Annotated in this window: 7 protein-coding genes; 5 read left to right on the plus strand and 2 right to left on the minus strand. The window is 64.5% G+C overall.

The features are described from left to right. Window positions 1–51 precede the first annotated feature (51 nt). Both M6689_RS08015 and M6689_RS08020 read left to right on the plus strand, forming a co-directional pair. Complete coding sequence (locus M6689_RS08015) at window positions 52–1,707, plus strand: ATP-binding protein (protein ID WP_298270018.1); 1,656 nt, start codon at window positions 52–54, stop codon at window positions 1,705–1,707. 109 nt (window positions 1,708–1,816) lie between these two features. Beyond that, entirely contained in the window at window positions 1,817–3,349 is a 1,533-nt protein-coding gene (locus tag M6689_RS08020) for a sigma-54 dependent transcriptional regulator (RefSeq protein WP_298270020.1), read from the plus strand. An 80-nt stretch (window positions 3,350–3,429) separates the two neighbouring features. Here M6689_RS08020 and M6689_RS08025 read toward each other — a convergent pair whose 3' ends face one another. Then, window positions 3,430–5,451, minus strand: a complete 2,022-nt coding sequence (locus tag M6689_RS08025; RefSeq protein ID WP_298270022.1) for a cache domain-containing protein — start codon at window positions 5,449–5,451, stop codon at window positions 3,430–3,432. Then, entirely contained in the window at window positions 5,448–6,839 is a 1,392-nt protein-coding gene (locus M6689_RS08030) for a sigma-54 dependent transcriptional regulator (protein WP_298270024.1), read from the minus strand. The genes M6689_RS08025 and M6689_RS08030 overlap by 4 nt, the downstream gene beginning before the upstream one ends. A gap of 414 nt (window positions 6,840–7,253) precedes the next feature. Here M6689_RS08030 and fdnG point away from each other — a divergent pair, with 414 nt between their 5' ends. From fdnG to nrfD, 3 genes are all read left to right on the plus strand, one after another. After that, window positions 7,254–10,286 (plus strand): formate dehydrogenase-N subunit alpha, encoded by a 3,033-nt coding sequence (gene fdnG / locus M6689_RS08035; RefSeq protein WP_298270026.1) that lies wholly within the window; start codon window positions 7,254–7,256, stop codon window positions 10,284–10,286. Next, window positions 10,283–11,089, plus strand: a complete 807-nt coding sequence (locus M6689_RS08040) for a 4Fe-4S dicluster domain-containing protein (protein ID WP_298270029.1) — start codon at window positions 10,283–10,285, stop codon at window positions 11,087–11,089. Before fdnG ends, M6689_RS08040 begins: the two co-directional genes overlap by 4 nt. A gap of 103 nt (window positions 11,090–11,192) precedes the next feature. Then, window positions 11,193–12,398: an NrfD/PsrC family molybdoenzyme membrane anchor subunit gene (gene nrfD, locus M6689_RS08045; protein WP_298270031.1), complete on the plus strand. Its 1,206-nt coding sequence runs from the start codon at window positions 11,193–11,195 to the stop codon at window positions 12,396–12,398. The last annotated feature ends 120 nt before the right edge of the window (window positions 12,399–12,518 follow it).

The following is a 12,518-nucleotide window of genomic DNA, read 5'->3' on the forward strand; positions in this document are numbered from 1 at the left end:
GGCCAAATCTCCCCCAAATCCGAACGCGGTGTGCATAAGGATAGAATGGCAATGAATAACAGGGAAAAGCTCCTTGAACAACTGACCGGGGTCGACTCCTCCAAGCTCAACTACTACGTCGAGCTGAAGAAACGGAACCAGGAGATCCTCAAGCAGAACAGCCGCCTGCAGATCCTCCAGCAGCTCACCCGGGACATCAACATCGACATGTCGATCGAGGATATCCTCGAACGGGCGTTCAGCAAGTTTCCCCAGACCCTGCCGTGCGATTTCCTGGGTCTCGTGACGGTACGCAATGGCGACCTGCGGCTCAAGGCGCTGATGCCCCGGGACTTCTGCCGGATTGACGACTTTCCGGCCCACTCCCCGGCCCTGAACGTCATCCGCACCAGACGGGCCGGCATCTACAACCTGACGGAGGAGGAGCTCAGCCACGTCCGGATCAATCCCCGCTATTCGGGTTCGCTCCGGTCGCTGGCGGTGGCGCCGATGTTCCAGCGGGACGAGGTGATCGGGGCGCTGATCGTCGCCTGCGGCGCTGAGGGGGCGTACAACGAGGCGGATCTCAGCTTTGTTCAGCACCTGGCCGACCAGCTGTCGATCAGTATCCAGAACGCCCGCCTCTACATGCAGGTCTCCCGGGCCAAGAAGGAATGGGAGGAGACCTTCCTGGCGGTTACCGACCCGATCTTCCTGGTGGACACCGACTACAACGTCCTGCTCCACAACAACCGGCTTCCGCCGGTGATGAGCGGGTTCTGGAACCAGGCGGTGAGCAACAAGTGCTTTGCCAGGCTCCACGGCCGCACCCACCCCTGCGACAATTGCCCCATCCAGGAGGTCCAGCGGACCGGCAAGCCGGTGTTCCAGCAGTGGCAGACCGAGGCGGGGTTGATCCTCGACCTTTCCTACTACCCGGTGTTCAGCGAAGACAAGCAGCTTTCGGCGGTGACGATCATCATCAAGGATGTCACCGAGAAGACCAAGATGGAGGCGCAGCTGGTCCAGACGGCCAAGCTGGCGGCGCTGGGGGAGATGGCGGCCGGGGTGGCCCACGAGCTGAACAGCCCCATGACGGTCATCATCGGGACCGCGCAGCTGCTGGTGCGGGACCTCCAGCAGGACGCCCAGTACGACAAGGCCGAGGTCCTGGAAGACATCATCAACTCGGGGCTGCGCTGCAAGCGGATCATCCAGAACCTGCTGACCTTCTCCCGGCAGAACCAGCCCCCGGTGACCGACATCGACCTCAACGAGGAGGTGGAACGGGTCCTGAGCATGATCCAGTACCAGATCAACCGGAGCCAGATCCGGATCGTCGAGCAGCTCGCCCCCTTCCTGCCGCGGCTCACCGCCAACGGCCCCCAGATCCAGCAGGTGCTGACCAATTTCCTGATCAACGCCCGGGATGCCCTCGCCGAGGTGGAGCGGAAGGAGAAGGTGGTGACGGTGGCCACCGCCCTCCTGGTGAAGGGGGGGAGGAAGTGGGCCGTGCTCAGCGTGAGCGACAACGGCATCGGCATCCCCCCGGAAAACCTCTCGAAGATCTTCACCCCCTTCTACACGAGCAAGGAGGCGACCAAGGGAACCGGGCTCGGCCTTTCGGTCAGCCTGGGGATCGCCGAGTCCCACAACGGCACCATCGAGGTGGAGAGCCGGGAGGGGGAGGGGAGCACGTTTTCGCTGCTCCTCCCAATTGAGCAGTAGGGATCCAATGGAGTCTTAAATAGTTCCCTCCCCCTTGGCGGTCACCCACCCCCTCACCCCCTCCCGTCGAGGGGGGGGCAAGACAATGAATGGTAAAGCGAGAAAGAGCATGTCCCAGATCCAGGTACTGATCATCGACGACGAAACGGATGTCTGCACCTTCTTCCGCCGCCTGCTGACGAGAAAAGGGTACGGCGTCGTCACCGCTTCCAACGAGCCGGACGCCCTGGCGGCCCTCGGCGAAACCAGCTTCAACGTGGCCATGGTGGACCCGAAGCTGCCGGATACCGACGGGCTGACCCTCCTGCAGGCGATCAAGTCCCGGCAGCCCGGCTGCGAAGTCATCATCATGACCGGCTACAGCACCATCAAGACGGCGGTCACGGCGATGCAGCTCGGCGCCTACGAATACCTCGAAAAGCCCTTCGACAACATCGAGGAGATCGAGAGCCTGATCGAAAAGGCCGCCCTTCACGGCCGCAACCTGCAGCAGGGGAGCGGCGCCGCCGAGGAGTGGTCCGAGGTGGCCCGCGCCGTCGGTTTCCAGGTCGGCACCTCGCCGGCCATGAGGCGCCTCGTCTCCCTGGCCCACAAGATCGCCACCAAGAACGTCACCATCCTGATCCAGGGGAACACCGGCACCGGCAAGGAGGTCCTGGCCCGGTTCATCCACGCCGCGTCGGGGAGGGCGGACCAGGCGTTCATCCCGGTGAACTGCGGCGCCCTGCCGGAAAACCTCCTGGAGAGCGAGCTCTTCGGCCACGAGAAGGGGGCCTTCACCGGGGCCAACCAGCCCCGCCGCGGCATCTTCGAGCTGGCCAACCGCGGCACCCTCCTCCTGGACGAAATCGGCGACGCCAGTCCCCAGATCCAGGTGAAGCTCCTGCGGGTGCTGGAGACCGGCGAATTCATGCGGGTGGGGGGCGAAAAGCCGATCAAGACCGACGTGCGGGTGATCGCCGCCACCAACGTCGACCTGGAACAGGCGATCCGCGAGAAGACCTTCCGCGAGGACCTCTATTACCGGCTCAACGTGGTGCGGCTGGAGATCCCGCCGCTACGCTCCCGCGCCGAAGACATCCCCCGGCTGGCGGAGCACTTCGTTCACCAGTTCAACCCCGCGTTCCGGATCTCCCCCCAGGCGCTGCGCCTCCTGCAGGGGTACGGCTGGCCGGGGAACATCCGTCAGCTGGCAAACGTCATGCGGCGCGCCGTGGTGTTGTGCAACGACGGCACCATCCTTCCCGAGCACCTCGGGAGCACGCTCCTGAACGGCGCTGCCGCCGACGATACCCCCCCCTCCTCCATGGTATCCGACAGCGGGCAGGGGGGGGATCTCCTCTCCCCCGGGCGGTTCCTGGAGCAGTGTGGACGGGCCGATCTCCTGGAGAAAATGGGCGCCGACGACCTGAAGCGAATGCTCGACGCCGTGCGCGCCCTGGAAACGAGGCTCATGGCGGTCATGGGGGAGAAGGGGGTCGGGACGCCCCCCCGCCGTGGTCTCAAGGATACCGAGGAGGAGACCATAAGGAGGGCGCTGGAGCAGTACCGGTGGAACATCACCGAGACGGCGAAGGTCCTGGGGATCGGGAGGAACACCCTCTACCGCAAGATCAGACAGTACGGGCTGCTCGCTCCCTGACCGGGGGCAGGCAGCAGCATCAGTGAAAGAGGCCATCCCCCGCCGGGAGATGGCCTCTTTTGCGTTCTGCTTCGGGAGAATCACGGGGGTGCCGGCGGTCGCTCCGTTTCGAAATCCCCCTGCCGCAGCGGCAGCACCACCCGGAAGGAGGTTCCCGTTCCCTCCTCGCTTGCCACCGCGATGTTCCCGCCGTGGTCCTTGACGATGCCGTAGGAGACCGACAGGCCGAGGCCGGTCCCTTCTCCCCTGGTGGTGAAGAAGGGGCTGAAGATCCGCTTCAGGTTCTCCGGCGCGATGCCGCAGCCGGTGTCGCTGACCGAGACGGTGCAGGTTCCGGCTGCCTCGTCGAGGGCGGTCGCCACCGTCAGGATCCCACCCACCCTCATCGCCTGGATGGCGTTCAGGATCAGGTTGGTGAAGACCTGGCGGAGCTGGTCGCCGTCGCCGTCGATCTCGGAGACGAGCGGCGAGTAAAGCCGGCGGATTTCGATGCCGGCGAGGGGGACCTGGTGTCCCACCTGCCTGAGGATCTCGTCCAGCAGCGGGTGGAGCGCCACCGTGCCGAGCCGTTTCCGCTGCTGCCGGGCGAAGGTGAGGAGGTTGCCGACGATCCGCTCCACCCGTCCCACCTGCTGGGCGATGGTGTCCACCTCCTCCCGGTTCGGGTCGTCTTCGGGGAGCGCCATCTGGAGGAGCTCGGCATTCCCCCGGATGATCGCCATCGGGTTGTTGATCTCGTGGGCCACGCCGGCGGCCAGCATCCCGATGTCGGCCAGCTTCGCCGCCCGCACCAGCTCTTCCTGGGCCTTGACGAGGAGGAGGTTCTTTTCCTCCAGCTGGGCGGTCCGCTCCAGCACCTTCCGCTCCAGCTGGCGGTTCAGGGTGGTGATGTCCTCTTCCCGCTGGGTGAGGGTGGAGGTCATGGTGGCGAGCTCGCGGGCCAGCTCGCCGATCTCGTCCCGGGTCTCGACGGCGATGGGGAGCCCGCGCTCGCCGGCGGTGATCCGGCGGGCCGCGGTCTCCAGCTCCCTGATGGGGCGGGCCAGGCGCGAGCTGGTGAAGCTGGAGATGGCGATGCCGATGAAGGAGCCGCAGAAGAGGACCACCCCGAAGATGAAGGTGATCTCCCGGGTCATCTCCTCGTAGGGGCGCTCCAGCATCCCCACGTAGAGGGAGCCGATCGGGGCGCCGCTCAGGTTGAGGATCGGCTCGTAGGCGGCGAAGTACCAGTCGTTGACGACGAAGGCGCGGGCGACCCACTTCTCGCGGTTGAGGATGACCCGGTTGTAGACCTCCTCGGAGAGCCGGGTGCCGATGGCCCGCTGCTCGGGAGCGGAGAGGACGTTGGTGGCGACCCGCAGGTCGCCGAGGAAGAGGGTGGCGGTCCCCACGTCGCGCCCCTGGAAGCTCACCCCCTCGAAGACGATCTTCTTGATCCGGTCCACCAGCTCGTTGTTGTTGTTGAGGAGGATCCCGCCGTAGAGGGCGCCGACGGTGCGGCCGCTTCCGTCGCGCACCGGCGCGGCGGCCAGCAGCATCATGCCGGAGCGCTCCACGAGCTCGTCGCGCTTGCGGGCGAAGGGGGTGGGGACGATCTCGATGGCCGCCCGGCTCGCCAGCTCGTTTCCCTCCTTGGCCAGCTCCGCCGCCGGGACCACCTCGGTCCCCGATACCTGTTCCCCCCCGAGGGCCCGCCTGACGATCTGCTCGTTTATCTGGCCGTCGCCGAAGGCGCCGGGATTCCCGGCGCGGAAGATGACGTTCCCTTCGGCGTCCACCGCGGTCAGGATGTCGAGCCCCTCACTCCGTTTCAGCGGCGCCAGGAGGCTGCGGAGCACCTGCCGGTCGCCGCGTGCCACGACGGCGGCGGTGAAGGGGTTGGTGGCGGTGAACTTGACCACGTCGCGGACGTGGTCGATCTCGCCGTTGTAGACCGAGCGGGCGGCGTTGAGGTCGGTCCGGACCTTTTCCTGGGCCTGGCTCGCGATGCGGGAGTTGATGATGTAGACCCCGATCAGCCAGCAGATGACCGTGGCGACGAAGAGGGGGAGGAGGGAGGCGACGGTCAGCTTGAGGCGGATGGGGAAGCGGAGCCGCTTCATTCAGTGTCCGGTGCCGGCGTAGCGCCGCCGGGGAGGGCGAGGCCGTATTCGGCGATCTTGCGGTCGAGGGTCTTGCGGGAGATGCCGAGGATCTCGGCGGAGCGGCTCTTGTGGAACCCTGTCTGGCGCAGCACCCGCTCGATGTGCTCCCGCTCGATGACCTCCAGGGAGATGAGGCGGTTCTCCGCGGCGGGGGGGGCTGCCGGCTCCTTCCGGCGGATCGGGAGGACCTCCGGGGTGATGGTCTCGCCGCGGGTGAGGATCACCGCCCGCTCCATGACGTTCTCCAGCTCCCGGACGTTGCCGGGCCAGTGGTAGCTCCGCATCTCGTGCAGGGCTTCAGGAGAGAACCCCCGGATCTCCTTGCGGATCCGCCGCGAGTACTTCCGCATGAAATGCTCGGCCAGGGGCTCGATGTCCTCGGGGCGCTCCCGCAGCGGCGGGAGGTCGATGGTGATGACGTTCAGGCGGTAGTAGAGGTCCTCCCGGAACCGCCCCTCCCGGACCTCCTTTTCCAGATCCTTGTTGGTGGCGGCCACGAAGCGGATGTCGACGCTCTTCGCCTTGGTGGCCCCCACGGGGATGAAGCTTCGCTCCTGGATCACCCGCAAGAGCTTCGCCTGGACCGCGGCGGAGACGTCGCCGATCTCGTCCAGGAAGAGGGTGCCGCCGTCGGCCTCCTCCAGGAGCCCCTTCTGGGTGGTGATGGCGCCGGTGAAGGCGCCGCGCACGTGGCCGAAGAGCTGGCTCTCCAGCAGGGTGTCGGAAAGGGCCGCGCAGTTGATGGAGAGGAAGCGCTTCCCCCGCCGGGAGCTGTTGTAATGGACGGCGCCGGCGATGAGCTCCTTGCCGGTCCCCGACTCGCCGAGGACCAGGATGTTGGCGTCGCTGGCCGCCACCTGCAGGGTCAGCTCGTACACCGCCCGGAACTTGGCGCTGGTGAAGATGATGTTGTCGGGGGTATCGGTCCGGTTGAGCTCTTCCTTCAGGACCCGGTTCTCCTTCATCAGGAGGTCCAGCTCCAGGGCGTTCTCGATGACGCCGAGGATCTTCTCCTTGGGGAACGGCTTGGTGACGTAGTCGTAGGCGCCGTGCTTGATGGCGTCCACCGCCGAGTCGATGGTGCCGAAGGCGGTCATCACCACCACCGGCAGGGTGGGGCGGAGCTTCTTCGCCCGCTTCAGGACCTCGATCCCGTCCATGTCCGGCATCCGCACGTCCTGCAGGAGCATGTCCGCATCCCCGTCCGTCCCCCCCTCCAGCCGCGCCAGCAGGGTCGTTCCGTCGGCGAAGGTCTCCACCTCGTACTCCTTCGCCTGGAGGAGTTTCTGGAGGTAGCGCCTGATTCCCTCCTCGTCGTCGCAGATCAGAATTCGTGCCTTGAGCATTGATCACCTGTAAGTCGCCGCAAGTTTCATCCTGAAAACGGCATGGAAGTTACCCCCCTTTGAAAAAGGGGGGCCAGGGGGGGGTATAAGCGCCAACCAAAAGCAAATCCCCCTAAATCCCCCTTTTTCAAAGGGGGACTTGGCTGTGCGGAAGATTGATACCAATCAGCTTAATTTTTGGTGCCTCTGTAAGGACAAAATGATACATAGCCGGCCAGGATTCTGCAAGACAAGATTCTCCATCGGAAAAATTGGCAAAGTGGTCATACAATAAATATCACGCGATTACAGCAGGTTAGAGATGAAACGGCCGTTATGGAAAGCCGTAAACGGATTGGCACGGTGGTTGCCGTAAACGGTCCCGATACGTTTGCGCAACGGGCCACGGGCCCGACTCTGAAGGGGGTTTGTGAAATGGGAATTTCACGCAGGCAGTTTCTGCAGGGGGGGGCGCTGGCCGGTGCGGCCCTGGCTCTCTCCGGCAAGCCGGGGGAGGCGAGCGTTGACGCTCCCGAGCTCCGGACCAAGGGGCTGAAGGCCACGACCACCATCTGTCCGTTCTGTTCGGTGGGGTGCGGCATCATCGTCCACACGAAGGACGGCAGGGTGGTCAACGCCGAGGGGGACCCGCAGCACCCGATCAACCAGGGGGCGCTCTGTCCCAAGGGGGGCGCGCTCTTCCAGATCGCCAACAACGAGCACCGGCTCCGGAAGGTGAAGTATCGGGCTCCCGGCTCCGACAAATGGGAAGAAAAGAGCTGGGAGTGGGCCCTGGATCGGATCACCCGGCGGATGAAGGAGACCCGCGACCGGAGCTTCAGGAAGACCGAGCTCAACAAGAAGGACAATAAGGAATACGTGGTGAACCGCACCGAGGGGATGGCTCTCTTCGGCGGCGCCGGTCTCGACAACGAGGAGTGCTACCTCTGGACCAAGTTCGCCCGCGCCATGGGGGTTGCCCAGCTCGAACACCAGGCCCGATTATGACACTCGTCAACAGTCGCCGGTCTGGCGGCTTCATTCGGTCGCGGTGCCATGACCAACCACTGGATTGACCTGAAGAACTCCGACGTCATCTTTGCCATCGGCTGCAACCCGGCCGAGAACCACCCGATCTCCTTCAAGTGGATCGAGAAGGCGCTCGACGGCGGCGCGCAGCTCATCTCCGTCGATCCGCGCTATACCCGCACCTCCTCCAAGGCGGACATCTACGCCCAGATTCGCCCGGGAACCGACATCGCCTTCCTGGGGGGGATGATCAACTTCGCCCTCCAGAACAACATGATCCACGAGGAGTACGTCCGGGAGTACACCAACGCGACCTTCATCGTGAATGAGGAGTTCGACTTCCGGGACGGGATGTTCTGCGCCTTCGACGACCAGGAGAAGAGCTACGATCCCAAGGCGTGGGCCTACGCCCTCGGCGCCGACGGGAAACCCGGGCGCGATATGAGCATGAAGGACCCCAGGTGCGTCTACCAGCTCCTGAAAAAGCACTACAGTCGCTACGACGTTGACACCGTCTGTGCCATCACCGGCACCAGGAAAGAGGACTACCTCAAGGTGGCCAGGGCCTTCTGCGGCACCGGGCGTCCCGACCGGGCGGGGACCATCCTCTACGCCATGGGGATCACCCAGTCGACCCACGGCAGCCAGAACGTCCGGGCCGTGGCGCTCCTCCAGATGCTGCTGGGAAACATCGGCATCGCCGGCGGCGGCGTGAACGCCCTGCGGGGGGAGTCCAACGTCCAGGGCTCCACCGACTACGGGCTGCTCTTCCACCTCCTCCCCGGGTATCTCAAGTCGCCGGAGTTCGACAATGTGGACCTCAAGGCCTACGTTGAGAAGTGGACCCCGAAGACCAGGGACCCGAAGAGCGCCAACTGGTGGGGGAACACCCCCAAGTACATCACGAGCCTCCTGAAGGCCTGGTACGGCGACAACGCCACCAGGGAGAACGACTTCTGCTACGACTACCTCCCCAAGCGGTCGGGGAACTACTCGTACGTGAAGATCATGGAGCGGATGGGGAAGGGAGAGCTGGAAGGGCTCGTCTGCATGGGGATGAACCCGGCGGTCGGCGGACCCGACTCAGGCCAGGCCCGGGAGGCCCTCGGCAAGCTCAAGTGGCTCGTCACCGCCGACCTCTGGGAGACCGAGACGAGTATCTTCTGGAAGCGCCCCGGCGTCGACCCGAAGACGATCCAGACCGAGGTCTTCATGCTGCCGGCCGCCTCCTCCATCGAGAAGGAAGGTTCCATCTCCAACTCCGGCCGCTGGGCCCAGTGGCGCTACGCCGCCATCCACCCCGTGGGTGACGCCCGCAGCGACCTCCACATCATCGACGAGTTCTGCAAGCGGGTGAAGGCCCTCTACGCCAAGGAAGGGGGAGCGTTCCCCGAGCCGATCACCAGGCTCACCTGGAACTACGGCACCGGCCACGAGCCCGACGTGCATATGGTGGCCAGGGAGATCAACGGCTACTTCACGAAGGATACGACCATCAAGGAGAAGGACAAGACCCTGGAGTTCAAGACGGGGGAGCAGGTGCCAATGTTCAAGTACCTGCAGAACGACGGCTCCACGGCTAGCGGCTGCTGGATCTACTGCGGCTCCTACACCAAGGACGGCAACCAGATGGCCCGCAGGGACGCTGCCGACCCCACCGGCCTCGGGCTTTTCCCCAAGTGGTCCTGGTGCTGGCCGGTGAACCGCCGGATCATCTACAACCGCGCCTCCGTGAAGCCTTCGGGCGAGCCGTTCAACCCGAAGCGCCCGGTCATCGCCTGGGACCCCCTGGAGAAGAAGTGGCAGGGGGATGTCCCCGACGGCCCCTGGCCGCCGATGAAGGACGACAAGGAAGGGAAGTACCCCTTCATCATGCTCCCCGAGGGGCATGGCCGCCTCTACGCCCTCGACATGAAGGACGGGCCGTTCCCCGAGCACTACGAACCGGTGGAGAGCCCGGCCAGGAACCTCCTCTCCGGGGTCCAGAGCAACCCGGTGGTGAAGCTCCCGAAGAACGTCTCCAGCGACACCGCCCGGTTTCCCTACGTCGGCACGACCTACCGGGTGACCGAACACTGGCAGGCGGGGGCCATGACGAGGAGCCTCCCGTGGCTCGTGGAGCTCGTTCCCGACATGTTCGTGGAGCTCTCCGAGACCCTCGCCAGGGAGAAGGGGATCGTGCAGGGGGACAAGGTGCGGGTCACCACCGAGCGTGGAAGCATCGAGGCGGTGGCGCTCGTCACCAGCCGTCTCAAGCCGTTCAACGTGGGAGGTAAGCTGGTCGAGCAGGTCGGCATGCCGTGGCACTTCGGCTACGCCGGGCTTGCAAAGGGGGACAGCGGCAACGTCCTCACCCCCACGGTCGGCTGCGCCAACACCGGGATCCCGGAGTTCAAGGCGTTCCTCTGCAACATCGAGAAAGGGGGTAGGGCCGCATGAGCTCCTCGACCATCGACTACGGCAAGACCAGGGCGTTCCTGATCGATACCACCAAGTGCACCGGCTGCCGGGGCTGCCAGGTGGCCTGCAAGCAGTGGAACGGGCTTCCGGCGGAGAAGACCCGATTTTTCACCGGCGAAGGGTACCAGAACCCGCCGCAGATGTCGGAGTACACCTTCACCCGCGTGAAGTTCAAGGACTACGAGAAGCACGGGCAGAACGAGTTCGCCTTCTACAAGGAGATGTGCATGCACTGCAACGACCCCGCATGCGCCTCCGTCTGCCCGGTGGGCGCCTTCCGCAAGACCCCGGAAGGGCCGGTGGTCTACGACTCCACAAAGTGCATCGGCTGCCGCTTCTGCATGGTCGCCTGCCCCTTCGGCGTCCCCAAGTACGAGTGGAGCAAGGCGTTTCCGCTGGTGAAGAAGTGCACCGGCTGCTACAGCCGGGTGAAGAACGGCCTTCACCCCGCCTGCGCCACCGCCTGCCCCACCGCCATCACCTACGGCAGCCGCGCCGAGATGCTGAAGGAGGCCGAGAAGCGGCTCAAAGCCAGGCCCGACCGCTACTTCAAGGTGATCTACGGCAAGGAAGAGGCGGGGGGAACCAGCGTCCTCTACCTCACCCAGCAGCCGCTGGATGAGCTCGGCTTCCGGAAGATCACCAAGCGGCCGCTCCCGTCCTACACCTGGCAGGCCCTGCGCCTCGTGCCGGGGATCTTCCTGACCGTCGGCGGCACCCTCTCCGCCATCTCCTGGTTCCAGCACCGCAAGGAGCGGGTGAGGAGGGAAGAGGAAGAGTAACGGAACAAGGCCGGCGAAAATGTAGGGGCGTTCCTTGTGATCGCCCGTATTCTCGCACATGCCGAAAAGGGCAAACACAAGGTTTGCCCCTACGGGAGGATATATGACCGCAGCAAAAATCATAATGAACGAAATCAAGGGGTACCATCGCTTCATCAAGCTGATGATGGTCCTCGTGGGGGCGGGGGCGCTCGCCTCCCTCATCCGCTTCATCTTCGGCCTCGGGGCCACCACCAACCTGAACGACACCTACCCGTGGGGACTCTGGATCTCCTTCGACGTCGTCACCGCCGTGCCGCTGGCGGCCGGCGCCTTCACCATCGGCATCGTGGCCCACGTCTTCCACATCAGGAAGCTGGAGCCCCTGGTCCGGCCGGCCATCGTCACCGGCTTCCTGGGATACTCCCTGGTCTGCGTCGGGCTGCTGCTGGATCTCGGGCAGCCCCAGCGGGGGATCAACGTCCTGCGTTACTGGAACGTCCATTCGCCGATGTTCGAGGTCTCCATGTGCGTCATGGCCTACACCACGGTCCTGACGCTGGAGTTCCTCCACCCGGTCTCCGAGCGGTTCGGCTGGCACATCCCGCTGCGGCTTCTGCGCACCCTGGAGGTCCCCTTCGCCATCCTGGCGGCGATGATCTCCACGCTCCACCAGTCGACCCTGGGGACCTTCTTCCTCATCGCTGTGGATAAGCTCCACAACCTCTGGTACAACCCGCTCCTGCCGCTCCAGTTCTGGCTTTCGGCCATCTTCACCGGCCTCTCCATCGTCATCTTCGAGGCGAGCCTCGTCCACAGGTACATGGGGCAGCCCGACGAATCGGAGCTCTTGGCGACGCTGACCAGGATCATCCCCTGGGTCATGGGGGTCTACATCGCGGTGAAGCTTTACGCCCTGGCGTTTCTCACCCACGGCCCCCTCTTCGACCGGCCGGCGCTGACGGCGCTCTTTGCCGCCGAGATGATCGCGGGGGTCTTCGTCCCTTTCCTCATGTACCTTACGAAGCGGATCAGGAGCGACAAGCGGATGCAGCTTCGGGCGGCGAGCCTCGTCATCTTCGGGCTGGTGCTCAACCGCTTCAATGTCTCCATGTTCGGCATGGAGCAGGCGAACCAGCAGATCTACGTCCCGTCGTTCATCGAGTCGGTGGTGACCATCGGGATCATCGCCGCCCACATCCTCTTCTTCGTGCTCGTCGCCAAGTACTTCCCGATCTTCGAGCATCATCCCGAGGCGACCGATTACTCGATCCCCGATCACTTCCGCAGGATCGGGAAGGATGGACACGGGAAGGTGAGCGCGGCGTAGTAAATAGCCAAGTCCCAATAACCTAGTCCCCCTTTGCAAAAGGGGGATTTAGGGGGATTTTCTTTCGATTGCTGTAAGAAATCCCCCCATGCCCCCCTTTTTCAAAGGGGGGTAACTTCT

The sequence above is a fragment of the Geobacter sp. genome, assembly GCF_027327745.1.
Classification (GTDB): domain Bacteria; phylum Desulfobacterota; class Desulfuromonadia; order Geobacterales; family Geobacteraceae; genus Geobacter.

Coding starts and splice junctions, on each gene's coding strand:
- M6689_RS08015 (WP_298270018.1), top strand. CDS start 52: ATGAATAACAGGGAAAAGCTCCTTGAACAACTGACCGGGGTCGACTCC.
- M6689_RS08020 (WP_298270020.1), top strand. CDS start 1,817: ATGTCCCAGATCCAGGTACTGATCATCGACGACGAAACGGATGTCTGC.
- M6689_RS08025 (WP_298270022.1), bottom strand. CDS start 5,451: ATGAAGCGGCTCCGCTTCCCCATCCGCCTCAAGCTGACCGTCGCCTCC.
- M6689_RS08030 (WP_298270024.1), bottom strand. CDS start 6,839: ATGCTCAAGGCACGAATTCTGATCTGCGACGACGAGGAGGGAATCAGG.
- M6689_RS08040 (WP_298270029.1), top strand. CDS start 10,283: ATGAGCTCCTCGACCATCGACTACGGCAAGACCAGGGCGTTCCTGATC.
- nrfD (WP_298270031.1), top strand. CDS start 11,193: ATGACCGCAGCAAAAATCATAATGAACGAAATCAAGGGGTACCATCGC.